This is a genomic window from Curtobacterium sp. MCPF17_046 (genome assembly GCF_003224295.1).
Taxonomy (GTDB): Bacteria; Actinomycetota; Actinomycetes; order Actinomycetales; family Microbacteriaceae; genus Curtobacterium.
On the sequence record NZ_QKLB01000003.1, the window covers coordinates 223,328 to 247,136 of the forward strand.

The window sequence follows — 23,809 nt, forward strand, 5'->3', positions numbered from 1 at the left end:
CGGTCCCATGTGTGGAATCGTCGGCTACGTCGGCAGCAACAGCAGCACGGACGTCCTCCTCGGGGGCCTCCGCCGTCTCGAGTACCGCGGCTACGACTCGGCGGGCATCGCCGTGATCGACCCCGCCGGTGACATGACCTCGGCGAAGAAGGCCGGCAAGCTCCAGATGCTCGTCGACGAGCTCGAGGCGAACCCCGTCCCCGACGGCGGCACCGGCATCGGCCACACCCGCTGGGCGACCCACGGCGGCCCGACCGACGGCAACGCGCACCCGCACCTGGCCGACGGCGGCAAGCTCGCCCTCATCCACAACGGCATCATCGAGAACTTCGCCCCGCTCAAGGACGAGCTGCTGACCGAGGGCGTCACCTTCGAGAGCGAGACCGACTCCGAGGTCGCCGCGCACCTCGTCGCGCGCGAGTTCCGCGAGACGCACGACCTGACCGAGGCGATGCGACGCACGGTGGCCCGCCTCGAGGGCGCGTTCACCCTGCTCGTCGTGCACGCCGACCAGCCGGGCGTCGTCGTCGGCGCCCGTCGCAACTCGCCCCTCGTGGTGGGCCTCGGCGACGGCGAGAACTTCATGGGTTCGGACGTCGCCGCGTTCGTCGCGTACACGCAGCGGGCACTGTCGATCGGTCAGGACGAGATCGCCACGATCCGTCCGGACGGCGTCGACGTCATCCACTTCGACGGCACCCCTGCCGAGCCGAGCGAGTTCGAGGTGAACTGGGACGCCTCCGCCGCCGACAAGGGCGGATGGTCCTCGTTCATGGCGAAGGAGATCAGCGAGGAGCCCGAGGCCGTGCGCAACACGATCCTCGGCCGCGTGCACGAGGGCGCGATCACGCTGACCGACCTCGACCCGATCGCCGAGCGGCTGCAGCAGGTGGACCGCGTCATCGTCATCGCCTGCGGGACCGCGGCCTACGCCGGCATGCTCGGCAAGTACGCGATCGAGCAGTGGGCACGCGTCCCCGTCGAGGTCGAGCTCGCGCACGAGTTCCGCTACCGCGACCCGGTGCTCGACGACCGCACCCTGGTCGTCTCCATCAGCCAGTCCGGCGAGACGATGGACACGCTCATGGCCGTCAAGTACGCCCGCGAACAGGGCGCGCAGGTCCTCTCGATCTGCAACACCCAGGGCGCCACGATCCCGCGCGAGTCCGACGCGGTGATCTACACGCACGCCGGACCGGAGGTCGCGGTCGCGTCGACGAAGGCGTTCCTGGCGCAGGGCGTCGCGCTGTACCTGCTCGGCCTGCACCTCGCCACGCTCCGCGGCACGCTGACCGCCGAGCAGATCGCCACCCAGGTCGCCGAACTGGAGGGACTGCCGGAGAAGCTCCAGCAGACCATCGAGGACGCCTCCGGGGTCGCCGAGCTGGCCAAGTGGATGGCGGACACCCGGAGCGTGCTGTTCCTCGGCCGCCACGTCGGGTACCCGATCGCCCTCGAGGGCGCCCTCAAGCTCAAGGAGCTCGCGTACATCCACGCCGAGGGCTTCGCCGCCGGTGAGCTCAAGCACGGTCCGATCGCGCTCATCGAGCCCGGCCAGATCGTCTTCGTCATCGTGCCGTCCCCGCGCGACGCCCGCTCGCTGCACCCGAAGGTCGTGTCGAACATCCAGGAGATCCGCGCGCGCGGTGCCCGGGTGATCGCCATCGCCGAGGAGGGCGACGCCGCCGTGCTGCCCTTCGCCGACGAGGTCCTCCGGATCCCGCTCGCGACGCCCCTGTTCGAGCCGCTGCTCGCCGTGGCACCGCTGCACATGTTCGGCATGGAGCTCGCCGCGGCCAAGGGCCTGGACGTCGACCAGCCGCGCAACCTCGCGAAGTCGGTCACCGTCGAGTAGTCGGACGTGATCATCGGCATCGGGGTCGACGTGGTCGACCTGGAACGGTTCGAGCGGGTGCTCGCACGGACGCCCGCGATGCGGACGCGGCTGTTCACCGACGCCGAGCAGCTGCGCGACGGCGAACCGCGTCCGATCGCGTCGCTCGCCGCCCGGTTCGCCGCGAAGGAGGCGCTCGTGAAGGCCTTCGGGTCGAGCGCCGGGCTGAGCTGGCGTGAGCTCGAGGTCGTCGCGGACGACCAGCGCAACCCGTCGCTCACGCTGCACGCCGGCGCCCAGCGGGTCGCGGACGACCGGGGCGTCTCGCACGTGCACCTCTCGCTGTCCCACGACGGCGGGATCGCGACGGCGTTCGTCGTCATCGAGGGCCGGGACCGGCCCGCAACGGAAGGAGCGGCCGCGTGAGCGCGTTCACGGGGGTGACCGTCGACCGGGAGGCTGTCATCGCCAACTACGCGACGGTCGCGGAACAGGTCGCTCCGGCGGGCGTCATCGGCGTGGTGAAGGCGGACGGGTACGGCCACGGTGCCGTCGAGGTCGCCCGGGCACTGGTCGACGCCGGCGCGGACTGGCTCGGCGTCGCCGACCTCGACGAGGCGGTGGCGCTCCGGCAGGCCGGGATCGACGAGGGCGTCCGCATCCTCGCGTGGCTGCACGCCCCCGACGAGGACTTCCGCCGCGCGGCCCGGTACGGGATCACCCCGGCGGTGTCGAGCGTCGAGCAGCTCTCGACCGCGGCCGACGCCGACGTCCCGGCCGTGCACCTCGTCCTGGACACCGGCCTGAGCCGCAACGGCGCGGTCGAGTCGGAGTGGCCCGAGCTCTTCGCGACCGCGGCGGCACTGGCCCGCGGTGGGGACCGCACCCGGATCGAGGGCGTCATGTCCCACCTGTCGAACGCGTCGCGCGTGGACGACCTCGACCAGGACGCCGCTCTGCAGCGGGCACTGGACGGTCTGGCGGCGGTCGGGATCCGGCCGGAGGTCGTGCACCTCGCCGCGAGCGCCGGCAGCCTGGCGCTCCCGGAGACCCGGCGCGACCTGGTCCGGGTCGGACTCGCGCTGTACGGGCTCAGCCCGTTCCCGGACCGCACCTCGGCCGACCTCGGACTCCGTCCCGCCATGCGGGTGACCGCCGCGGTCCTCCGGATCGTCCCCGTGCCCGCGGGTGACGGTGTCTCGTACGGGTACACGTGGCGTGCCGAGCACGACACCCGGCTCGCCGTGATCGGTCTCGGGTACGCGGACGGGTTCGACCGCGGTGCCGGGGGCGCCGTGTCCGTCCGCATCGGTGACCGTCGGTTCCCGGTCGTGGGCCGGATCGCGATGAACGCGATGCACATCGACATCGGGGACGCCGACGTCTCCGTCGGGGACGAGGCCGTGGTCTGGGGCGACCCCGCGAACGGCGAACCGGCGGTGGAGGAGTGGGCCGACGCGATCGGCACGATCAACTACGAGGTGGTCGCCAGGGTCGGCCGCAGCGTGGAACGGAGGACGACGTGAGCGCACCACTCCGCCGCGCGGTCATCGACCTGGACGCGTACCGTGCCAACCTCGACCTCGTCCGCTCGTGGATGGACCCCGTCGAGCTGATGGCGGTCATGAAGGCCGACGCGTACGGCCACGGGCTCGAGGCCATCGCCCTGACCGCGGTCGACGCCGGCATCCGGTGGATCGGGGTCCTGACGGTCCCGGCTGCCCTGCGCCTCCGGTCGATCGGCGTCGGCGAGGACGTCCGGCTGTTCACGTGGCAGCACGACCCCGGCCTGGACTTCCGGGACGCGGTCGACTCCGGTGTCGACCTCGGCGTCTCGGACGTCGCCGAGTTGCAGCGCATCGTGGCCGCGGTCGACCACCGACCGGCCCGGGTGCACCTCGGCGTCGACAGCGGCCTGCACCGGGACGGCGCGTCCTCCGACGCCTGGCCGGCGCTGGTGGAGGCCGCCCGGGACGCGCAGCGCGACGGGCGCATCGAGGTCGTCGCGGCGTACACGCACCTGGCCGAGTCGTCCGACGAGGACGACGCAGCGGCCGTGGCGCACTTCGACGCGATGGTGGAGCAGGCCGAGGACCTCGGGCTCGACATCCGCTGGGAGCACGTCGCCGCCTCGCTCGCCGGGCTCGAGCGCAAGGAGTTCCGGAAGGACATGGTCCGGATGGGGGCGAACCTGTTCGGCATCCCGGGCGCCGACGGGGTCACCGCCGCCGACCTCGGTCTGACACCGGTCATGACGGTCACGAGCTCCGTCGCGAAGACGAAGCGCGTCCCCGCCGGCACGGGCGTCTCCTACGACTACACGTACCGCACCGACGCCGAGACCACGCTGGCGCTCGTCCCGGTCGGCTACGCGGACGGCGTGGCGCGGGCGGCGCAGGGGCACGTCGAGGTGGCGGTCAACGGCACGCGGTACCCGATCGCCGGCCGGGTCGCCATGGACCAGTTCCTGGTCGACGTCGGTGACGACGACGTCCGCGTCGGCGACCCGGTGACCCTGTTCGGCACCGGCGAGGACGGCGAGATGACCGTCCTGGAGTGGGCGAGCGCGATCGACACGATCGGCGAGGAGGTCGTCTGCCGGATCGGGAGCCGGGTCCAGCGTGTCCACGAGGGACACTCGGCCGAGGGCCGTGTCGGCGCCTACCTGCGCGGGGAGCGGGCGTGACCGTCCTGCTCGACACCACGGTGGACACGACGGAGCAGATGGGCGCGCTCGGCGCACGGCTCGCGGCGGTCCTGCGCGCCGGTGACCTCGTCGTGCTGACCGGGCCGCTCGGCGCCGGCAAGACCACGATGACCCGCGGCCTCGGCGCAGCACTCGGGGCGCGGGGGCAGGTGTCGAGTCCGACGTTCGTGCTCGCGCGCACCCACCCGACGACGGCCGGACCGGACCTGGTGCACGTCGACGCGTACCGGCTGTCCGACCCGGTGGAACTCGACGACCTGGACCTCGACTGGGACGGCTCGATCGTCGTCGTCGAGTGGGGCCGTGGCATGGTCGACGGGGTCAGCGACAGCGTCCTCGACGTCGAGATCGTCCGCGCGACCGGCGGTGCCGTCGGGGCCGGGGACGACGTCGACCCCGACGACGTCCCGGATGAGCCGCGCCGCGTCGTCGTCACCGGCAGCGGCCCGCGTTGGCAGGGCATCACCCTCTGACCCGTGTCCCGTCCCCGGGACGGGCGTCCGCGGCGGGTCTCCGGCGTCCGCCGGACGGGAGGCCCGTGAACCGCACCGACGTCCGTGACGCCGGGCCGGCCTCCCGTCCGGGGCACGCGGAGATCGGCCAACTCGCTCGAAACGCTTGGGTATCGAGCGCAGACGGCGTAGCGTCGCCCGCGCTACACCGCGGACCCTGGCCGCGGATGCCCGATCCCTGTTCCCGGGCTGACCTCGTCGTGACCACGCGTCGTACCCGACGGCGTCGTAGCGCGAGGGCGCTCGTCGCGGAGACCCGAACCTGCCGCGAGCGCCCTCGACCCTCGTCCGACGGGTCCGACGTCCGGGTCGTGGGGGCGCAGGGCGCGTCAGCGGCGCTGGCGGCCGAGCAGCACGACGCCGAGCAGCACCAGGGCCGACACGACGAGGACCACGGTGACGAACAGCCCGGTCACGTCGGTCGCGCCACCGTCGTCGCACGGCAGGGCATCGGACACACAGGACGCCGTGGCGTGCAGCACGGCCGTCGTCGTCACGCCGTCGCTCCCCGGACCGCGTACCGGTGCAGGGTGACGCCGTTGTGGAACGCCTGCTGTTCGAGGAGGTCGAGCAGCAGGGGCTCCGGGACCGGCTCGTCGAAGAGCGGTCGACCGCTGCCGAGGACCGCGGGGTGCGTGTACAGCAGGAGCTCGTCGACGAGCCCCGCGGCGAGCAGCTGCGTGGCGAGGGTCGCGCCGCCGACCGCGATGTCCCCCTCGGACTCCTGCCGCAGGGCCGCGAGCTGTGCGATCGCGTCGTCACCGCCGATGACCCGGGTGTGGTGCTCGGCCGTCGTCCTGGTCCGCGACACCAGGACCTTCGGGATGTCCGTCCAGATGTGCCCGAACTCGCGGAACCACTCCGGCAGCGAGTCGTCGTCGCGGGCGTCCGGCCAGAACGGGTCCATCATGTCGCGGACGACGCGGCCCTCGACGAACATCGTCATCGCGTGGGCACGGTCGTTGAACTCGCGGTGCAGGGCGCCGTCGATGTGGAGCCAGTCGGGCCCCTCGAGGCCGCTGTGGTCGCCGCGGTCCCGTTCGATGAGCAGGTCGAGCGAGACGTTCATCCAGTACACGAAGCGCGCGGACATCGGGACTCCTCCGTCGATGCCGGAACGGTACCGCCGAGCACTGCGCTCGGCAAGAGACCGATCGGTCAGGGCCGACCGGGTCGGCTCCGCAGCCCGCAGCTGCGCCGCTCGAGGTCGGCGAGGGCCGCGATCGTCGCCGGGTCCCGCCCCCGCCACCGGTCGACGACACCGGGGCCGAGCGCGGTCACGGCATCGCGCCCGACGAGTGCCCGGAGTGCCAGGACCTCAGCACCGTCGGGTCCCTGGTCCACTCGGCGCGCGGCCGTCGCGGTACGGACGAACCGCCCACGGGTGCGCGTCCAGACGAGGAGCAGGACCACGACGAACACGACGGTGAGGCCGCCGCCGACGAGGTGTGCCAGGTGGACGGCGGTGTCGTGCTGCTGCGCTCCCGCGGCCGCCACGGCGCCGGCGTGCTCGCTCGCCCTCCGCAGGGGCGCACTCACGGCGTCACCGGCGAGGGGGATGTCCGCGAGGGCCCGTGCGGTCGCCGACAGCTGCCGCTGGAACGCCGAGCCCTCGTCCTGCACCCGGGTGCCGATGGACGCGAGCCGTTCGATCGAGCCGGCGACCTCCCTGCCGACCACCACGGCGAGGACCAGACCGACGAGGACGAGGAGGTCGGCGACGACCTGGCGGACACGTCGGAGCGGTCGGCTGTCGTACACGACCATCACGGGCCTCCTGTCCGGGTCGACCGGTGCCGGACGTGGCTGGTCGGTCGACGTCCCAGTCTGCTGGTGCCGCCTGTGCTCCCGGTCCGCCGGCCCGGTCCGGGCACCGTTCGCACCCAGCGACAGTCCGTGGGTCTGGAGCTCCGTGGTCTGTCGCCGACCGCGAACCGGGCCTCCGGCACCGCGCCGCTCAGGGCACGACGTCCACCGGTGCGGTCCGCACGGCGACCGAGTCGATCACCGCCCCGGCCGGGATGCTGCCCGTGCGCTGTGTCTGTACGGTCCGCTCGCCGAGGTAGGTGCCGGACGCCCGGTCGATGATCACGTCCTGGCGTTCCTTCCCCGTCCGCGCCGGCAGTCCGATCGCGGTTCCGACCCGTCCGTCGAGGGACGCCTGCTCCTCGGTCACGACGATGCCCGGCAGGGTCGCCAGGGCCTCGTACATGGCGGCACGGAGGTCGGCGGGCACCAGCCCGGTGCGGAGGAGCCAACGGACGGTGTCGAAGGCGTGCTCCGAGTCGGTCGTGTCCACCGGGCGAGGTGCGGCGTCGATCCGCCGCAGGAGCGCGGCAGGGTCCCGGGGCAGGCCCTCGATGTCCGTCACGGCGATGGTCCCCGGACGCACACCGCCGAGTTCCCCGACCGTGAAGTCGCCGCCGGCAGCGCGCTCCCACTGCGGGTCGTCGCGGTGGGCCTCGGTCGCGTAGTCGTCCGCCGCGGCCTCCCGAGCGGCCGCTCCGCCGTAGAAGGTCGTCGCCGGCTCGGACCAGCTCTCGCGGACCCAGGTGTCGGTCACGTCGGCGGGCACCCACGTCGTGCTCGTCCGCCGTGCCACGTAGCCCTCGTCGTAGTGCTCGCCGTCCGACGACGCGTACCCCAGTGCCCGCTCGGTCTCCACGACCCGCGTGTACGAGCCGACCGGTGCCCGGTCCGCCGCGGCCGCACGGGCCGCCTCGTGCAGGGTGGCCGCGGCGGCGCGGTCCGGTGACGACCAGTGCGTGGTCCCGATGCCGGTGGCGACCAGCACGCCGGCAGCGACGACCGCGGCACCGGCGACCAGGACGGGGCGGAGCCGATGACGCCGACGGACGGGAGGATCGGTGCTGGCCGCCGCAGCACCTTCCGTCGACGGGGCGGTCGCCGCCGCCTGCGCTGCTGCGTCGAACCGGTGGCGCGCACGGTCGAGGGCAGCTTCGAGGACCTCGGGCGGTACGTCCTCCCGACGCAGCAGACGGAGGGCGGCGAAGTCGTCGTCAGACATGGAGGGGTCCGTTCAGGGGGTCGGTGGCACCCGGGACGGCGCGGAGGGCCGTGCGGGCGCGGTTCAGTCGGGAGCGGACGGTACCGACGGGGACGCCCGTCGCCTCCGCGATCTGCTCGTAGGTGAGCTCGGCCCAGGCGTGCAGCAGCACGGTGTCCCGGACGGCGGGGCGCATCCGGTCGAGTTCCCGGACCACCGCCTGCACGGCACGCTGTACGTCAACGCGGTCACCGGTCTCGTCTTCGAAGTGCTCCGGGGCGGCGGAACGGGACATGGCGCGCTGTGTCCGGCGTTGCGATCGCCAGTGTCGGCTGAGCAGGTTCGTCGCGATGCCGAACAGCCACGGCAACGGCTCCTGCCGCTCAGGGTCGAACGAGCTCCACCGCACCAGGGCCGTCACGAACGTCTCGCTGAGGATGTCCTCCGCGGTCTGCAGGTCGGTCCGGCGGGCGAGGTAGCGCAGGATGCGGCGTCCGTGCAGGTCGAACTGGCGACCGAGCTCGTCGGCGGCGTCTGGCGGGGGATGGTTGCTGGGCACGGTAGGTGTTGCCCGATCCTGGTCGGGGAGTTCCATCTTCGTCCTTGCCGGCGGGCACGGTCCTCGCTGAGCGACAGTGTTCGCGGCCGCTGCCCCGCGGACCGTCGCTCAGCACGAACGGCCCGTCACGGCACCGCGCCTACGATGGACGGGTGCTGCTCGCGATCGACACCTCCGCCGGGACCTCCGTCGCCGTCGTCGACCCGACGACCGGGCAGGTCCTCGCCGAGCGCGCGACCGACGACACCCGCCGGCACGCCGAGGTGATCGGCCCGTTCCTCGACGAGGTCCTGCGTGCCGCCGGGGTCACCCCGTCGGCCGTCACGGGCGTCGTCGCCGGCATGGGTCCCGGCCCCTTCACCGGCCTCCGCGTCGGCATCGCCGCCGCCCGCACCTTCGCCGCCGCACGCGCCGTCCCGTTCCTCCCGCTCGTCAGCCACGACGCGGTCGCGACGGGGGAGCCCGGGCCGCTCGTCGTCCTCACCGACGCCCGCCGCCGCGAGGTCGCCTGGAGCGCCTACGACACCGACGGCACGCGCGTCGCAGGTCCGGGACTCGCGAAGCCGGCGGACCTGGACGACGTGCTGCGGGCCTCCCGTCCGGAGGCCGTCGACTGGCGGCGCGTGACGGCCGCGACCATCCCGGCCGGGAGGCTCGGGGTGCTGGCCGCGGACCGGCTCGCCTCCGGCGCACCCCTGGCCGCCGACACCCCGGTCTACCTGCGCGAACCCGACGTGACGATGCCGGGAGCGCCGAAGCGGGTGGCCCGGTGACCGCCGTGCTGCCCGACGGACTGCGGCTCCGTCGCGCGCACCCGCAGGACCTCGACGACGTCATGTGGCTCGAGCAGGTCTCGTTCCCGACGGATGCCTGGTCGGCTTCGCAGATGTCCGGTGAGCTGCACTCCCCGCACGGGTACTACGTCGTCATCGAGACCACCGACGAGGGCACGGCACCGACGGTCGTCGGGTACGCCGGGCTGTCCTCGCTGCCGGGCAACCCGGTCGCGGACGTGCAGACCATCGCGGTCGCGGCCGAGCACCGCGGCAAGGGCCTCGGCCGGGTGCTGTTCACGGAACTCCTCGACGAGGCACGTCGCCGCGGGGTGCACGAGGTGTTCCTCGAGGTCCGCGCGGACAACCCCGTGGCGCAGGCGATGTACACGGCGGCCGGGTTCGAGCAGATCGCCGTCCGGCCGCGGTACTACCAGCCCGACGGCGTCGACGCGTGGGTGATGCGGGCCGAACTCGTGCCGGACGCCACTCGACCCGGACCGATCGGACAGGAGGCGCTCGATGACCGCGGCTGAACCACTGGTGCTCGGCATCGAGACCTCGTGCGACGAGACCGGCGTCGGCATCGTGCGCGGGACCACCCTGCTCGCGAACGTCATCGCGTCGAGCATGGACGAGCACGCCCGCTACGGCGGCGTCGTGCCCGAGGTCGCCGCACGGGCGCACCTCGAGGCGATGACGCCGACCCTGCACCAGGCGCTCGAGCAGGCCGGGGTCACCCTCGACGAGCTCGACGCCGTCGCGGTCACCGCCGGGCCGGGGCTCGCGGGCGCGCTCATGGTCGGTGTCGGCGCGGCGAAGGCGCTCGCCGTGGCGACCGGCAAGCCGCTGTACGGCGTGAACCACCTCGTCGGGCACGTCGGCGCGGACGTCCTGCGCACGGACGGCTCCGAGATCGAACTCCCGACCGTGGCGTTGCTCGTCTCGGGCGGCCACACCTCGCTCCTGCTCGTCCGGGACCTGGTCGGCGACGTGGAACTGCTCGGCGAGACGATCGACGACGCCGCGGGTGAGGCGTTCGACAAGGTCGCCCGGCTCCTCGGCCTGCCGTACCCCGGCGGACCCCAGATCGACCGCGCGGCAGCCGAGGGCGACCCGACGGCCATCCGGTTCCCCCGGGGTCTGACGCTGCCGAAGGACATGGCGGCACACCGCTACGACTTCTCGTTCTCCGGCCTGAAGACCGCCGTCGCCCGGTGGGTCGAGCGCTGCCGAGACGAGGGTCGCGAGGTCCCCATCGCCGACGTCGCCGCGAGCTTCCGCGAGGCCGTCGTCGACGTCCTGCTGACCAAGGCGCTCGCCGCCTGCCGGGACACCGGTGTCGAGCGGCTGCTGCTCGGCGGCGGGGTCGTCGCGAACGCGCGGCTGCGGCAGGTGGCGGAGGAACGCTGCGCTGCAGCCGGGGTCGCACTGCGGATCCCGCCGTTCGACCTCTGCACCGACAACGGCGCGATGATCGCCGCTGTCGGTGCGCGGCTCGTCGCCGAGGGGCACGCCCCGAGCGACCTCGGCATCGCGGCGGACTCGACCCTGCCGGTCACCACGGTCCAGGTCTGACGGGCGCCGGCCCGGGCCGCTCCCGCTCCTGAACGACGCAGGGAGCCGTGTGGGAGGATCGGTGCCGGTGGTCGACCGGCCACCGGGAGGGGTGACACGTGTCCGATCAGAACGACCGATCGAAGCCGGACGAGACGCCGGACCAGGCGTCGGGTCAGGAGTCGAGCCAGCCTGCGGCGTCCGCGTCGACCGATCCGGAGCGCGGGCACGACCCGGCGGCGCGGGACCCGTTCGCGTCCTCCGGCCAGGGGTCGGCAGCGCAGGGTGTCACGGATCCGGCGGGCGACCCGAGCGGACGTGCGGCCTCCTCCGGGCAGTCGACCAGCGCGCAGCAGAGCCCGTACGCGACGCCCGGCCAGTCCGGGTCGCACGCGGCGTACGGCTCGCAGGCGGGCCAGTACGGCTCGCAGAACCAGTACGGCTCGCAGAACCAGTACGGCTCGCAGAACCAGTACGGCTCGCAGCAGGCAGGCTCGAACCAGTACGGCTCGCAGCAGGCCGGGCAGGGCCAGTACGGCTCGCAGAACCCGTACGGCGCGTCGAACCCCTACGGCGGGCAGAACCCCTCGGGGTCCCAGAGCCAGTACGGCGGACAGAAGGCCTCGAGCCAGTCGCCCTACGGCCAGCAGCCCCACGGCCAGCAGCAGTACGGCCAGCAGTCGTACGGCGCCCAGCAAGGAACCGCGGCCGGCTACAACCCGTACGCGGCCTCGAGCCCGTACGCCTACGGGCAGCAGCAGAAGACGAGCGTGCTCGCGATCCTGTCGATCGTCTTCGCCTTCGGCGGACTCCTGTTCGGGCCGCTCACCATCCTGACCAGCCCCGCCGGCGCGATCATGGGGCACGTCGCCCTCGGACGCATCAAGCAGACCGGTGAGCAGGGGCGCGGCCTCGCCCTCGCCGGCATCATCGGCGGCTGGATCATCACCGCGCTGGCCGTGATCGGAGTCGTGGGGTTCATCCTGTTCGCGGTCTTCGCCGCCCAGAACCCGAACTACGGGGGCTACGACGACTACAACGGCTACGACACCAGCAGCACGGCTGCCGTCATCGCCTGACCTGCTCGACGTGCGGCTCCGCAGGACGACCGCACCGGACGACGACGGGGCACCGCCACCACGGCGGTGCCCCGTCGTCGTGTGTCGCGCAGCGCAGCGCAGCACCCGGACTGGTCAGCCGGCCCCGTCGGTGAGGCGCTCACACAGGACTGCGGTGTGGCGGCCCTCCAGTCTGGTGAGCACGAGCGTGACGCGACCCCGCCCGCGCAGTCGCAGGCGCTTGCGGAACTCGGCCGGGTCCACGTCCACTCCGCGCTTCTTGATCTCGACGGTCCCGATGTCGTCCGCCGCCAGTCGTGCCGCCAGCCGCTTGACGTCGAGTGGCATCGTGTCGAGCACGCGGAACCCCTGCGCGAACGGTGTCCCGACCGCCCGGTCGCTCGTCACGTAGGCGATGCCCTCGGAGAGCATCCGGCCGTCGATCGACCGCGCCAGGTCCCCGATGAGCCGGGCACGGATGACGGCGCCGTCGGGTTCGTAGAGGTACGCACCGAGGGGCCCGACCTCGACGTCCTCGGCGTCGGCGGCTCCCGTGAGTTCGGCGATGCCGTGCGGACCGATGACGGTCGCTGCACGTCGGACTCCGGGACGGGCGAGCGGACCGAACCACAGGGCGAGCTCGACGACCTCGCGGTCGACGGACGTCCACTGCGCCTCGGCGGTGTCGGGGATCAGGTCGCGGTCGACGCCCGGGCCGAGCTTCACGCCGGTCGGGGTCGTCGTCGCGGCGGCGAAGACGGTGTCGAGCGAGGGCGACCAGTCGTCCGGGTCGGCGAGTCGTCGGGTGTCCGAGTGCCCGCTCGTCCGCCGGGCCGGGTCCATCCAGACCCCGTCCACGGAGCTGACGTCGAACGTGGCGGCGTCCCCGAGCTCGACGCGGGCGTTCGGCCACGGTGCGAGGTTGTGCGTCGCGACCGCCGCGGTCACCTCGTCCCGGTCGACGGCGGTGACGTCGAGGTCGAGCGCCGCCATCGCGAGCGCGTCCCCGCCGATCCCGCAGCCGAGGTCCGCGACCCGCTGCAGGCCGGCGGCGGCGAAGCGTCCGGCGTGCTGCGCGGCCACCTGCAGCCGCGTGGCCTGTTCGAGCCCGGCCTCGGTGAAGAGCATGCGCGCCGCGAAGTCACCGAACTTGCCGCGGGCCTTCTGCCGGAGCTTCGCCTGGGTGAGGACCGCCGCGACGAGTGCGGGGTCGTGCCCCTCGGCCCGGAGGCGGGACACCACCCGGACGATCTCGCCGCCGTCCGAGACCGAGGGCGTACGGTCGAGCAGGTCCATCCCCGCCGGGGTCAGCAGCTGGGTCAGTTCGGCGGCGTCCATGCCCCGATCCTCCCAGGTGCGGGCAGAGCGGGGCACGCTGGCACTCGGATTGACCGAGTGCCAGTGACGTCCTACAGTTGGGGTTGGCACTCTCCCCAGGGAAGTGCCAACCCGGTTTTCGTCAGTACCGAACACGTACCGAGAAAGAAGAGGTCACCGTGGCCGTCAGCATCAAGCCGCTCGAAGATCGCATCGTCATCCGCCAGGTGGAGGCGGAGCAGACCACCGCTTCCGGTCTGGTCATCCCGGACACCGCGAAGGAGAAGCCCCAGGAGGGCGAGGTCGTCGCCGTGGGTCCGGGTCGCATCGACGACAACGGCAACCGCGTGCCGCTCGACGTCGCCGTCGGCGACAAGGTCATCTACTCGAAGTACGGCGGCACCGAGGTCAAGTACTCGGGTGAGGACCTCCTCGTCCTCTCCGCCCGCGACGTCCTCGCGGTCATCGAGAACTGACATCTGCTCCACGAACGCCCCGTCGGCCTGGCCGGCGGGGCGTTCGTCGTCCCGGGGACGCGGTGACCGCCGGGAGGCCCGGTGCGCCCGCGTCCGTCGGTCCGCCTTCCTAGGATGGTTCCGTGAGTGAACCGAGTCCCACGCGTCCGGCGCGCAGCGAGGCATCCGTCGGCGTGGTGCAGGCCCTCGTCGCGTACGGGCTCTGGGGACTCATGCCCCTGCTCTTCGCGGCCATGGCCCCGGCGGGCGCGTTCGAGATCGTGTCGTGGCGGATCGTCTTCGGCCTGGTGTTCTGCGCCGTGGCCATCCTCGCGACCCGCTCGTGGCTGCGCATCCGGTCCCTGCTCGTGCAGCCGCGGGTGATGGGCATCATGGGCATCGCCGCCGGGCTCATCCTGGTGAACTGGACCGTGTACGTGCTCGCGACCACCACGGGGCACACCGTCGAGGCGGCGCTCGGCTACTTCATCAACCCGCTCGTCACGATCGCGCTCGGCGTGGTGGTCCTCCGCGAACGCCTCCGACCCCTGCAGTGGACCGCCGTCGGCGTCAGCGTCCTGGCCGTCGTCGTCATCGCGGTCGGGTACGGACGGATGCCGTGGATCGCACTGGCGCTGGCGTTCTCGTTCGGGACGTACGGTCTCGTGAAGAAGCGCGTGGGCGGCACGGTCGACGCACTCAGCGGGCTGACGATCGAGACCGTGTGGTTGCTCCCGCTTGCGGTGGGGGCGCTCGTCGTGCTCGGCGTCACCGGGCTCGGCGGCGGGGTCACGTTCACGAGCGAGGGCTGGGTGCACACCCTCGTCACGGTGCTCACCGGGCCGGCGACCGCGGTGCCGCTCCTGCTCTTCGCGTCCTCGGCCCGTCGGGTGAGCCTGTCGACCCTCGGGCTGACGCAGTACCTCGCACCCGTGATGCAGCTGCTCGTGGGGGTGCTCGTGCAGCACGAGCCGATGTCGGTCTCGCGGTGGATCGGCTTCGGGATCGTCTGGTCGGCGCTCGTGCTGCTCACCGTCGACTCGTTCACCGCTGCGCGGCGGGGTGCGCGACCCGACGCCGTACCCGAGCCGGCCTGAACTGACGGGGGCGGTGCGGGCCTCCCGGCCGGCGAGCGAGTCGCGCCTGCGGGACGCGCCTGTCTGTCCCTGACGCCGCTTCGATGTCGAGACGCCGCGTTGTTCCGCGTCGTCTCGACCGTTCGGCGGCGTGACGTGCTGACGCCGGTGTCTCCGCGCTCCCGCCCGCAGCCGAGCCGCCCGCATGCCCCGCCCACGCGAACGGCCCCCGGGAGCAGCTGCTCCCGGGGGCCGTCGGTCGTGCGGGTGTTACTTCGAGACCGAGCCCTGGATGGCGCTCTGGTACACGGGCTTGTTGTCGCCGTCGAACTTGTAGATGCCGATGTAGGCGCTCGACGGGTCGTTCTTGGAGTCGAACGGACCGATGCCGGACGGACCGGTGTAGTGGATGTCCTCACCGTCGTCGAGGAGGTCCTTGCAGTCCTTGAACGTCGAGCACTCGGTGCCGCCGTCGGCCCCGGAGACCGCAGCCATGTTGGCCTGGATCGTGCCGGAGTCGGTGCCCTTGCCCTTCACCGCGGCGAGGGCGGCGAGGGTGGTGGCGTCGTAGGACTCGGCCGCGTACGAGAAGTCGGCGAGGTCCTTGTTCGAGGACTTCTTGTAGAAGTCGACGAGGCGCTTCTTCAGGTCGTCCTTCGGGCTGGCACCGGGGATGGTGCCCTGCGCGCCCTCGAGGGTGCCCTTGTCGAAGTCCTTCGAGTAGTCCGCCGTGTTGCCGTCGGACATGTAGATCTTCGCCTTGTTCCCCTGCGAGACGAGCTCGGGAATGATCGACTTCGTCTCGTCGAAGGCCAGCACGACGATCGCGTCGGGCTCGGTCGCGAGTGCTGCGGTCACCTCGGACGAGAACGTGGTCTGTCCGGGCGGGAACTCCTGCCCCTTGCCCTTGGCGCCGTAGACGACCTGGCCACCGGCGGACTCGACGGCCTCCTGGACGGAGTTGCGGAGGCCGGTGCCGTACGTGTCGTTGAAGACGAGGAACGCGACCTTGGCGTTGCCGTCACCCGTGACGAGCTGGCCCAGCGCGGAACCCTGGACGGAGTCCGGCGGAGCGGTGCGGTAGTAGTGCGACGAGTAGCCGGACAGGTCGGTCGCCGTGTTCGCCGGCGAGATCTGCACCATGCAGTTGCTCGTGAGCTGGTCGATCACGTTGAGCGTGACGGAGGACGACTCGGCACCGATGACGACCGGGACCTTCGCGTCCACGAGCTTCGTCGCGGCGGAGCTCGACACGGTCATGTCGTTGCTGTCGCCGGAGTCGGTGGCGGGGTCGATGGTGACGTCCTCGTCGAGCACACCACCCGCGGCGTTGATGTCCTCGACGGCGAGGCCGACGCCGGACTCGGCCGGCGGGTTGAGGTAGGCCAGCGACCCGGTCAGCGGCAGGATCGTACCGATCTTCAGCGGGTCGGTGCTGGGCGACGAGGGGGCCTCGCAGCTCGCGGCCGGGTCCTTCTTCGCGCCGCCGGCCTTGGCCGACTCGGACGCGCCGTCACCGGCGTTGCTCGAGGTGGAGCAGCCGACGAGGAGCACCGCTGCCGCTCCCGCCAGTGCCAGCGCCGTGGTGGCGCGGGTGGTTCTGATCATCCGTGGAACCCTTTCTCTGCGCGGAGGCCCTACCGCATCGGGTCGAGCGCGGCGTCTCCGCGTGGGATTGAGGAGAAAACTAGGGTCGATGTGTTTCGCCCGTGTGACGGAAGTACACACCTGGGTGTTTCGTTACATACCCGTGACACTTCTGAGCGGCCTCACCGGAACCCCTGATCAGGAGTCCGTCTGGACGGTCTCCGTGGTCCCGGACGGTCGTCCTGGAGGCCCGGCGTACGTTCCGCAGACATGAACGACACATCTTCCACCACCGTCTTCCGGCCCACGCGGGCCATCGTCACCGGCTCGGAGTCGGGCATCGGCAAGGCCACCGCGGTCGCGCTGGCGGCCGCCGGCATGGACGTCGGGATCACCTACCTGTCCGAGCCCGACCGGGCCGAGGAGACCGCGGCCGAGGTCCGCGCCGCCGGGCGACAGGCGTACGTGGCGCAGCTCGACGTGACCGACCTCGAGCGGGCGGGCGCGGTCATCGACGGCCTCGTGTCCCAACTCGGCGGGGTCGACGTCATCGTCGCCGACGCGGGCACGGGCGACAACGCTCCGTTCCTCGACCTGACGCTCGACCAGTGGCGGCACACCGTCGCGACCGACCTCGACGGGGCCTTCGTCACGATCCAGGCAGCCGCTCGTCGCATGGTCGCGCAGGGCACCGGCGGCCGGATCATCGGCATCACGAGCGTGCACGAGCACCAGCCGCGGTACGGCTCCAGCGCGTACGACGCCGCGAAGCACGGGCTCGGCGGTCTGCTCAAGACGATCGCGATCGAGCTGGCGTCGCACGGCATCACCGCGAACGCAGTCGCACCGGGGGAGATCGCGACCCGGATGACCGGCGCCGAGGACGAGGACCCGCACACGATCTCCCGTCCCGGGGTGCCGCTCGGCCGTCCGGGCAACGCGTGGGAGATCGCGGCCGCCGTGGCGTTCCTGGCCTCGCCCGCGTCGTCGTACATCACCGGCGTGTCGCTGCCCGTCGACGGCGGCATGCTCCAGATGGGCCCGCACGGCGGCAGCCACATCACGTCGGACGACTGGCGGAGCGCGTAGTCCCGGACGAAGCGACGAGGGCGGCCCCGCACAACGGTGTCTCGTTGCGCGGGGCCGCCCTCGTCGTGTTCTGTCGAACCGGGGGTCAGCCGCGGTAGTTCGGCGCCTCGACCACCATCTGGACGTCGTGCGGGTGCGACTCCTTCAGCCCGGCCGCGGTGATGCGGACGAACTTGCCGCGGGCCTTCAGCTCCGGGATCGTCCGGCCGCCGACGTAGAACATCGACTGCCGCAGCCCGCCGACGAGCTGGTAGACGACGTTGCCGACCGAACCGCGGTAGGGCACCTGGCCCTCGATGCCCTCGGGGATGAGCTTCTCGTCCGAGGGGACGTCCGCCTGGAAGTAGCGGTCCTTCGAGTACGACGTCTTCTTGCCGCGGGTCTGCAGCGCCCCGAGGGAGCCCATCCCGCGGTACGCCTTGAACTGCTTGCCGCCGACGAACACCAGGTCGCCCGGGGACTCGTCGGTGCCGGCGAGGAGCGAGCCGAGCATGACGGTGTCCGCGCCCGCGACGAGGGCCTTCGCGATGTCGCCCGAGTACTGCAGGCCGCCGTCGGCGATGATCGGGACGCCGGCCTCGCGTGCGGCGAGGGAGGCCTCGTACACGGCGGTCACCTGCGGCACGCCGACACCGGCGACCACGCGGGTGGTGCAGATCGAGCCCGGGCCGACGCCGACCTTGACGGCGTCGACACCGGCGTCGATGAGCGCCTGCGCACCGGCACGGGTCGCGACGTTGCCGCCGATGACGTCGATGCCGTCGAACGACGAGTCGGCCTTGATGCGGCGGACCATGTCGAGCACGCCTTCGCTCTCGCCGTTCGCGGTGTCGACGACGAGCACGTCGACCCCGGCGTCGCGGAGGGCCTCGGCGCGCTGCCAGGCATCGCCGAAGAAGCCGATGGCGGCACCGACGCGCAGTCGGCCTTCCTCGTCCTTCGTGGCGTCCGGGTACTTCTCGCTCTTGTCGAAGTCCTTGACGGTGATGAGCCCGCGGAGCTTGCCGTCGGCGTCCACCAGCGGCAGCTTCTCGATCTTGTGCTGCGCGAAGATGGCGATCGCCTCTTCGGGGTCGATGCCCTCGAGCGCCGTGATGAGCGGGGCCTTCGTCATGACGTCACGCACGAGCGTGCTCGACATCTCGAACGGTGCGACGAAGCGCATGTCACGGTTCGTGATGATGCCCACGAGCGTGCCGTCGGCCTCGACGACCGGCAGGCCGGAGACGCGGAACTGCCCGCAGAGCGCGTCCACGTCGGCGACGGTGGCGTCCGGGCTGGTGGTCACCGGGTTGGTGATCATGCCCGACTCGGAGCGCTTCACCTTGTCCACGTAGGCGGCCTGGTCCTCGATGGACATGTTGCGGTGCAGGATCCCGATGCCGCCCTGGCGTGCCATGGCGATGGCCATGCGCGACTCGGTGACGGTGTCCATGGCCGCGGAGAGCAGCGGCACGTTGACCGAGATCCGCTTGGTGAGCCGGGACGTCGTGGACGCCTCGCTCGGGATGACGTCGGTGTGCCCCGGCAGGAGCATGACGTCGTCGTACGTGAGTCCGATGAATCCGAACGGATCCGGCTGGTCCATGGGTCCCCTTCGTGGGCGAGGTGAACGGGTGTCAGTACCGGGAACGCACCGGTGGGCTCTCGATGGGACATGGTAACGCGCGCGACGCAGGCGCCATTCCTGGCGGCGGGATCGGTCGCTGTACCGGCCGGACGGGAGGCTTCTCCGCGCGAACGCAAATCGACTCGCCTGTGCAAGGTCACGGTTGCGGCACGATTTGTGCAGGGAACGTGCCGGAAACACGGGGGACACAAAAAATCCCTAGGGTCCTCGACTATCCGAACGAGAGGCTCATCCGTGGGTTCCATCACTCCGCCGGGGTCAGCGCTGGCGCGCCGACTCCGCCGCGGGGCACCAGGCCGTCGTCGCCTGGTCCTCGCCGCCGTGCTCTTCCTCGCCTTCCTGGCCACCTTCGCCGTCGACGTGGTGCTCTCGCCCGTCGCCGGCGCAGCGACCAGCAGCCCCTCCGCCAGCAGCGCACCGGCGAGCACCGGGCCCTGCGTGGTCAGCACGACGAACGGCTGCATCCAGGGCACGATCCTCGACTCGGAGCGGGAGCCCGCCTCGGGAGTCGACGTCGACGTCACCGGCCCCGGCTCGTTCACGGGGTCCTCGACGACGAACGCCGACGGCCGCTGGTCGGTCAGCATCTCGGAGGCCGGGTCCTACACGGTCAAGGTCGACCAGGACTCGCTGCCGAAGGGGCAGTACCTCACCGACGCGAAGGACGCCGAGCGCACCGTGCAGGGCAACCTGAACGCCAACGCCGGCACGATCTTCCAGCTCTCCGACCAGGAGGGCGCGATCACCGACACCGGCGCCACGAGCGTCACCGCGGCACGGTTCTGGCAGCAGTTCGCCTCCGGCATCCGCCTCGGACTCCTCATCGCCCTCGCCTCGATCGGCCTGTCGCTCATCTACGGGACGACCGGCCTGTCCAGCTTCTCCCACGGTGAGCAGGTGACCCTCGGTGGCCTCCTCGCCTACGTCTTCGCGAACCAGCTCGGATGGAACATCTGGCTCGCCGGGCTGGTGACCGTGCTGCTCTGTGCCGCGACCGGGTACCTGCAGGACGCGGGCATCTGGAAGCCCCTGCGGAAGCGCCGGATCAGCCTCACGCAGCTCATGATCGTGACGATCGGTCTCTCGATCGCCGCCCAGTACGCCTTCCAGTACTTCTTCGGGGCATCGACCGTCCGCATCCAGCAGGGCAACCCGGAGACGGTGACGTTCGCCGGCATCACGCTGACGGTGCAGTCGTACGTCGCGATGGGGATCGCGCTCGTCGTGCTCGTCGGCACGGGGCTGTTCCTCGGGAAGACGCGCTTCGGACGTGCCACCCGCGCGGTGTCCGACAACCCGGCGCTCGCCGCGGCCTCGGGCATCGACGTCGACCGCGTGATCCGCTTCGTGTGGACGCTCGCCGCCGGTCTCGCCGGTCTGTCCGGTGTGATGCTCGGCCTCGTGCTGAACGGCGTGAACTGGCAGACCGGTCTCCAGCTGCTGCTGCTCATGTTCGCCTCGGTGACCCTCGGCGGTCTCGGGACGGCCTACGGCGCGCTCGTCGGCTCGATGATCATCGGCATCGTCGTGGAGCTCACGAACCTGGTGCTGCCCGGTGACTTCAAGTACGCCACCGCCCTCGTCATCCTCATCCTCATCCTGCTGTTCCGGCCGCAGGGCATCTTCGGCCGTGCCGAGCGGATCGGCTAAGGGAGCACCCGCATGGACTACATCCTCACCCTGCTCACCTCGCTGACGCAGGAGGCCCTCGCGCCGACGACCGCGGCGTTCGCGCTCGCGGCGATCGGCCTCAACGTGCACTTCGGGCTCACCGGCCTGGTCAACATGGGCCAGGCGGCGTTCCTGCTGCTCGGCGCCTACGGGTTCGCGATCTCGATCTCGAACGGCCTGCCCGTCGGGCTCGCGGTGCTCATCGCCCTGGCCATCGCGATCGTCTTCGCGGTCATCCTCGGCATCCCGACCCTGCGGTTGCGCGGGGACTACCTGGCGATCGTGACGATCTCCGGTGCCGAGATCATCCGCATGGTCGGCCGATCGAGTCTGCTCACCGACACCACCGGTGGCTCGAACGGCATCACCGGCTCGAGCTACCGCGAGCCGTTCAACGCGCTGAGCTTCCTGCCCGACGGCACCACGACCATCCTGTGGTTCACGTACTCGAACAACGGCGTCAACGGCTGGTGGATCCGCATCGTCGGCTGGGGCCTGGTCGCCCTGTTCACCCTCGTGCTGTTCCTGCTCATGCGCAGCCCGTGGGGCCGTGTCGTGAAGGCCATCCGCGAGGACGAGGACGCGGTCCGCTCCCTCGGCAAGAACGTCTACTCGTACAAGATGCAGGCGCTCGTCTTCGGTGGCGCGCTCGGTGCCCTGGCCGGGGTCATCTACGTCCTGCCGAGTTCGGTGCAGCCGGACGCCATGGGCCGCTCGATGACCTTCTTCATCTGGACAGCGCTCATCCTCGGAGGCGCGGCGACGGTGTTCGGACCGGTGCTCGGCGCGATCCTGTTCTTCGTCGTCCGTCTCTTCATCCGCACGCTCGCGGGTGACTTCATCCCGAACTCGATCATGAGCGCCCAGCAGGCCGAGCAGTTCTCCTACGTGCTGGTCGGTGTCGCGCTCATGCTCCTCATCGTCTTCCGCCCACAGGGACTCCTGGGGAACAAGAAGGAGCTGACGTTCAGTGTCTGAACCCACCGGAACCACGCCCGGCGTCCCCACCGCCCTCACCGCGGTGCAGCACGCCCCCGGTTCGCCGAAGCCGGACGCCATCCTCACGGTCGACAACATCAGCCGCCGCTTCGGTGGCATGACCGCGGTCGACGTGGACCACCTCGAGGTGCAGCGCGGTGCCATCACGGCCCTCATCGGGCCGAACGGCGCCGGCAAGACCACCTTCTTCAACCTGCTCACCGGCTTCGACAAGCCGACGAGCGGCAAGGAGGCCCGCTGGCAGTTCAACGGGAAGACGCTCGGCAACACCGGGGCCGCGAAGGTCGCCCGCGCCGGCATGGTCCGCACGTTCCAGCTGACGAAGGCGCTGTCGCGCCTCACCGTGATGCAGAACATGCTGCTCGGCGCCAAGGACCAGCCGGGCGAGAACTTCTTCGCCGCGCTGGTCAGCCCGCTGTGGCGGAAGCGTGAGCAGGAGATCACGGCGAAGGCCGAGGACCTCCTCGCCCGCTTCAAGCTCCTCGAGAAGAAGGACGACTACGCCGGATCGCTCTCGGGCGGCCAGCGGAAGCTCCTCGAGATGGCCCGCGCGCTCATGTCCGACCCGACGATGATCATGCTCGACGAGCCGATGGCCGGCGTGAACCCGGCGCTGACGCAGTCGCTGCTCGGGCACATCCAGTCCCTCCGCGACGACGGCATGACGGTGCTCTTCGTCGAGCACGACATGCACATGGTCCGGCACATCTCGGACTGGGTCGTCGTGATGGCCGAGGGCAAGGTCGTCGCCGAGGGCCCGGCCGCCACCGTCATGGACGACCAGGCCGTGATCGACGCCTACCTCGGCGCCCACCACGACACCGACCTCGGTGACGACTCGCTCCTCACCGAGGAGACCTACGAGGAACTCGCCGACGAGGTCGCAGAAGAGGACGCGGCGGACGCCGCCGACGAAGGGAAGGCGACCCGATGACGGACGCGACGAACGGCACCGGCGCGGACCGGGCCTCCAGTGCGGAGCCGGCAGCGGTGGCCGTCACCCCGGGCAGCACGACCCCGCGTGCCGCGACCGGCGGCGCCACCGCGGTGCAGGACCGCGAGCCGGTCATGCGTGCCGACAACCTCGTCGCCGGCTACCTGCCGGGTGTCAACATCCTCAACGGGTGCGACCTGGTCTGCTACCCGGGCGAGCTCATCGGCATCATCGGCCCGAACGGCGCCGGCAAGTCGACGCTCCTCAAGGCGCTCTTCGGCCTCGTGAACATCCGCGAGGGCTCGGTCACGCTGCAGGGCGAGGACATCACGAACCTCAAGGCGAACAAGCTCGTGCAGGCCGGGGTCGGCTTCGTCCCGCAGACGAACAACGTCTTCCCCTCGCTCTCCATCGAGGAGAACCTGCAGATGGGGCTGTACCTGCGCCCGAAGAAGTTCGCCGAGCGGCTCGAGGTCATCTACGACCTGTTCCCCGTGCTCGGACAGCGCAAGGGCCAGCGCGCCGGGTCGCTCTCCGGTGGTGAGCGGCAGTCGGTCGCGATGGCACGGGCGCTCATGATGGACCCGAAGGTGCTGCTGCTCGACGAGCCCTCCGCCGGCCTGTCGCCGGTGCGGCAGGACGAGACCTTCATCCGCACCCGCCGCATCAACAAGGCCGGCGTGTCCGTGATCATGGTCGAGCAGAACGCCCGCCGGTGCCTGCAGATCTGCGACCGCGGCTACGTCCTCGACCAGGGGCGGAACGCGTACTCGGGCACCGGGAAGGAGCTCGCCGACGACCCGAAGGTCATCGAGCTCTACCTCGGGACGCTCGCCAAGGACGTCGACGCCACGAAGTAGGGTCGTCGACACCGCGGGTGCCGCTGTGGGGGCAGCATCCGCGACGGACGGGGCCGTGCTGGCTGCGCTTGCGCGCCGCACGGCCCCGCTCTCGTGCCGCGGGCGGACGCCGGTGTCGGAACGGGACACCCGGTGTCTCCCGGAGACGCCGGTGTCGCATCGAGACGCCGGTGTCGCATCGAGA

Annotated in this window: 24 protein-coding genes; 16 read left to right on the plus strand and 8 right to left on the minus strand. The window is 71.5% G+C overall.

All coding sequences use genetic code 11. The features are described 5' to 3' along the window. The first annotated feature begins 7 nt into the window (after positions 1–7). Genes glmS through tsaE form a run of 5 tightly spaced genes read left to right on the plus strand, consistent with a single transcriptional unit; the run spans position 8 to position 5,014 of the window. Positions 8–1,855 (plus strand): glutamine--fructose-6-phosphate transaminase (isomerizing), encoded by a 1,848-nt coding sequence (gene glmS, locus DEJ32_RS04355; protein ID WP_110900420.1) that lies wholly within the window; start codon positions 8–10, stop codon positions 1,853–1,855. Positions 1,856–1,861: 6 nt separating this feature from the next. Next, positions 1,862–2,260 carry a holo-ACP synthase gene (locus DEJ32_RS04360; RefSeq protein ID WP_110824215.1) on the plus strand — a complete coding sequence of 133 codons (399 nt, stop codon included), beginning with the start codon at positions 1,862–1,864 and terminating at the stop codon, positions 2,258–2,260. Beyond that, positions 2,257–3,360, plus strand: a complete 1,104-nt coding sequence (gene alr, locus DEJ32_RS04365; RefSeq protein WP_110900421.1) for an alanine racemase — start codon at positions 2,257–2,259, stop codon at positions 3,358–3,360. Before DEJ32_RS04360 ends, alr (DEJ32_RS04365) begins: the two co-directional genes overlap by 4 nt. Then, positions 3,357–4,520 carry an alanine racemase gene (alr, locus tag DEJ32_RS04370; RefSeq protein WP_181420575.1) on the plus strand — a complete coding sequence of 388 codons (1,164 nt, stop codon included), beginning with the start codon at positions 3,357–3,359 and terminating at the stop codon, positions 4,518–4,520. The genes alr (DEJ32_RS04365) and alr (DEJ32_RS04370) overlap by 4 nt, the downstream gene beginning before the upstream one ends. Before the next feature lie 38 nt (positions 4,521–4,558). Next, a complete protein-coding gene (gene tsaE, locus DEJ32_RS04375) occupies positions 4,559–5,014 on the plus strand; it encodes a tRNA (adenosine(37)-N6)-threonylcarbamoyltransferase complex ATPase subunit type 1 TsaE (protein ID WP_110889553.1) in 456 nt (151 codons plus the stop codon). A gap of 368 nt (positions 5,015–5,382) precedes the next feature. Here tsaE and DEJ32_RS16135 read toward each other — a convergent pair whose 3' ends face one another. The 5 genes from DEJ32_RS16135 to DEJ32_RS04395 form a co-directional block, all read right to left on the minus strand. After that, positions 5,383–5,550: a hypothetical protein gene (locus tag DEJ32_RS16135; protein ID WP_181420576.1), complete on the minus strand. Its 168-nt coding sequence runs from the start codon at positions 5,548–5,550 to the stop codon at positions 5,383–5,385. Next, positions 5,547–6,146 (minus strand): dihydrofolate reductase family protein, encoded by a 600-nt coding sequence (locus DEJ32_RS04380; protein ID WP_110900423.1) that lies wholly within the window; start codon positions 6,144–6,146, stop codon positions 5,547–5,549. The genes DEJ32_RS16135 and DEJ32_RS04380 overlap by 4 nt, the downstream gene beginning before the upstream one ends. 65 nt (positions 6,147–6,211) lie before the next feature. Continuing rightward, positions 6,212–6,820, minus strand: a complete 609-nt coding sequence (locus tag DEJ32_RS04385) for a hypothetical protein (protein ID WP_110900424.1) — start codon at positions 6,818–6,820, stop codon at positions 6,212–6,214. A 190-nt stretch (positions 6,821–7,010) separates the two neighbouring features. Further along, a complete protein-coding gene (locus DEJ32_RS04390; RefSeq protein WP_110900425.1) occupies positions 7,011–8,081 on the minus strand; it encodes a CU044_5270 family protein in 1,071 nt (356 codons plus the stop codon). After that, entirely contained in the window at positions 8,074–8,619 is a 546-nt protein-coding gene (locus DEJ32_RS04395) for an RNA polymerase sigma factor (RefSeq protein ID WP_181420577.1), read from the minus strand. The genes DEJ32_RS04390 and DEJ32_RS04395 overlap by 8 nt, the downstream gene beginning before the upstream one ends. Before the next feature lie 152 nt (positions 8,620–8,771). On the opposite strand from DEJ32_RS04395, the gene tsaB reads away from it, so the two are divergent. The 4 genes from tsaB (at position 8,772) to DEJ32_RS04415 (ending at position 12,028) form a co-directional block, all read left to right on the plus strand. Further along, the gene (gene tsaB, locus DEJ32_RS04400; protein WP_110900427.1) at positions 8,772–9,392 is read left to right on the plus strand and encodes a tRNA (adenosine(37)-N6)-threonylcarbamoyltransferase complex dimerization subunit type 1 TsaB; all 621 of its coding nucleotides are present in this window, start codon (positions 8,772–8,774) and stop codon (positions 9,390–9,392) included. Further along, positions 9,389–9,928 carry a ribosomal protein S18-alanine N-acetyltransferase gene (gene rimI / locus DEJ32_RS04405; protein WP_258368132.1) on the plus strand — a complete coding sequence of 180 codons (540 nt, stop codon included), beginning with the start codon at positions 9,389–9,391 and terminating at the stop codon, positions 9,926–9,928. The genes tsaB and rimI overlap by 4 nt, the downstream gene beginning before the upstream one ends. Further along, positions 9,915–10,970, plus strand: coding sequence for a tRNA (adenosine(37)-N6)-threonylcarbamoyltransferase complex transferase subunit TsaD (tsaD, locus tag DEJ32_RS04410; RefSeq protein ID WP_110900428.1), 1,056 nt, complete (start codon positions 9,915–9,917; stop codon positions 10,968–10,970). Before rimI ends, tsaD begins: the two co-directional genes overlap by 14 nt. 98 nt (positions 10,971–11,068) lie before the next feature. Continuing rightward, on the plus strand, positions 11,069–12,028 hold the full coding sequence (locus tag DEJ32_RS04415) for a DUF4190 domain-containing protein (protein ID WP_110900429.1): 960 nt from the start codon (positions 11,069–11,071) through the stop codon (positions 12,026–12,028). Between the two features lie 114 nt (positions 12,029–12,142). On the opposite strand, the gene DEJ32_RS04420 is transcribed toward DEJ32_RS04415, so the two are convergent. After that, positions 12,143–13,345, minus strand: a complete 1,203-nt coding sequence (locus DEJ32_RS04420) for a class I SAM-dependent methyltransferase (protein WP_110900430.1) — start codon at positions 13,343–13,345, stop codon at positions 12,143–12,145. A gap of 158 nt (positions 13,346–13,503) precedes the next feature. Here DEJ32_RS04420 and groES point away from each other — a divergent pair, with 158 nt between their 5' ends. Further along, positions 13,504–13,800, plus strand: a complete 297-nt coding sequence (gene groES, locus DEJ32_RS04425; RefSeq protein ID WP_110824204.1) for a co-chaperone GroES — start codon at positions 13,504–13,506, stop codon at positions 13,798–13,800. 122 nt (positions 13,801–13,922) lie between these two features. Then, positions 13,923–14,876 (plus strand): EamA family transporter RarD, encoded by a 954-nt coding sequence (gene rarD, locus DEJ32_RS04430; protein WP_110900431.1) that lies wholly within the window; start codon positions 13,923–13,925, stop codon positions 14,874–14,876. A gap of 249 nt (positions 14,877–15,125) precedes the next feature. Here the strand turns inward: rarD and DEJ32_RS04435 are convergent, their stop codons facing one another. Beyond that, positions 15,126–16,463 carry an ABC transporter substrate-binding protein gene (locus DEJ32_RS04435; RefSeq protein ID WP_110824202.1) on the minus strand — a complete coding sequence of 446 codons (1,338 nt, stop codon included), beginning with the start codon at positions 16,461–16,463 and terminating at the stop codon, positions 15,126–15,128. Between the two features lie 249 nt (positions 16,464–16,712). On the opposite strand from DEJ32_RS04435, the gene DEJ32_RS04440 reads away from it, so the two are divergent. Further along, entirely contained in the window at positions 16,713–17,531 is an 819-nt protein-coding gene (locus tag DEJ32_RS04440) for an SDR family oxidoreductase (protein WP_110900432.1), read from the plus strand. A gap of 85 nt (positions 17,532–17,616) precedes the next feature. Here DEJ32_RS04440 and guaB read toward each other — a convergent pair whose 3' ends face one another. Next, positions 17,617–19,119 (minus strand): IMP dehydrogenase, encoded by a 1,503-nt coding sequence (guaB, locus tag DEJ32_RS04445; RefSeq protein WP_110824200.1) that lies wholly within the window; start codon positions 19,117–19,119, stop codon positions 17,617–17,619. Between the two features lie 363 nt (positions 19,120–19,482). Here guaB and DEJ32_RS04450 point away from each other — a divergent pair, with 363 nt between their 5' ends. The 4 genes from DEJ32_RS04450 to DEJ32_RS04465 are packed head-to-tail and all read left to right on the plus strand — an operon-like array spanning position 19,483 to position 23,625. Then, the gene (locus tag DEJ32_RS04450) at positions 19,483–20,811 is read left to right on the plus strand and encodes a branched-chain amino acid ABC transporter permease (RefSeq protein ID WP_110900433.1); all 1,329 of its coding nucleotides are present in this window, start codon (positions 19,483–19,485) and stop codon (positions 20,809–20,811) included. Between the two features lie 12 nt (positions 20,812–20,823). Then, a complete protein-coding gene (locus DEJ32_RS04455; protein ID WP_110824198.1) occupies positions 20,824–21,810 on the plus strand; it encodes a branched-chain amino acid ABC transporter permease in 987 nt (328 codons plus the stop codon). After that, complete coding sequence (locus DEJ32_RS04460) at positions 21,803–22,765, plus strand: ABC transporter ATP-binding protein (protein ID WP_110824197.1); 963 nt, start codon at positions 21,803–21,805, stop codon at positions 22,763–22,765. The genes DEJ32_RS04455 and DEJ32_RS04460 overlap by 8 nt, the downstream gene beginning before the upstream one ends. Then, the gene (locus DEJ32_RS04465) at positions 22,762–23,625 is read left to right on the plus strand and encodes an ABC transporter ATP-binding protein (RefSeq protein WP_110824196.1); all 864 of its coding nucleotides are present in this window, start codon (positions 22,762–22,764) and stop codon (positions 23,623–23,625) included. The genes DEJ32_RS04460 and DEJ32_RS04465 overlap by 4 nt, the downstream gene beginning before the upstream one ends. The last annotated feature ends 184 nt before the right edge of the window (positions 23,626–23,809 follow it).